We start from the raw sequence: 612 nt of genomic DNA, 5'->3' as shown, positions 1-612 counted from the left end.
CGCATGCCCTCCGTCGCGCTCAGACAGCCGCAGCCGTGCGCGAGGTCCTGCGCCGGACGGTGCCGCACAAGCAGGACCGCCCGTTCGTGCACGCGATGTGAGGCCCCGCGCAGGACTTCGAACGCAACTCCCGGAACCTGCAGACTTAAATTCCGCGCGCATGCTTCTTCTCCACATCCCTTCCACAACAGGGACATCATGACGACATCCTTAAACTCTCAGAGGGCCACGGTAAAATTTCGCGCATGCAGCCGATCGTCTTCCCCGATGTCCCGTTCGACCACGAGCTGGTCACAGACCTGATCCAGGTGGAGCGGGTCCGCGTGGACTTCCGCACGGAGCACTCCCTGGACCCGCTCACCCTGGAGCTTCGGGGGCTGTTCCAGCACCTGACCAGCATGATGTCCGCACGGATCGAGGGAAATCGGACCACCGTGGCCGAGGCGATCCAGGGCACCCGAGCCGCTCGCGCCGCTGGCCAGCGAGCAGACGACGCCATCCAGGAGATCCTCCAGCTCGAGGAGGCAACGGATCACATCGACCAGCTGGCGCACGAAGGTCGACTGCGCCTCAACCACCAGCTTGTTCGAGACCTCCATCATCTGGCCGTCG

At 64.4% G+C, this 612-nt stretch carries 1 protein-coding gene; it reads right to left on the bottom strand.

Annotated features, from left to right (window positions below; genetic code table 11):
- Positions 1-218: 218 nt before the first annotated feature.
- A partial coding sequence (locus IG178_RS24835; RefSeq protein ID WP_193215253.1) for a hypothetical protein occupies positions 219-612 on the bottom strand: 394 nt, incomplete at its 5' end.

This window comes from Neoluteolibacter marinus, assembly GCF_014904755.1.
Lineage (GTDB): Bacteria > Verrucomicrobiota > Verrucomicrobiia > Verrucomicrobiales > Akkermansiaceae > Haloferula > Haloferula marina.
Note: the sequence above shows the minus strand (reverse complement) of the source record. Positions and strands in the feature narration are given on the sequence as shown.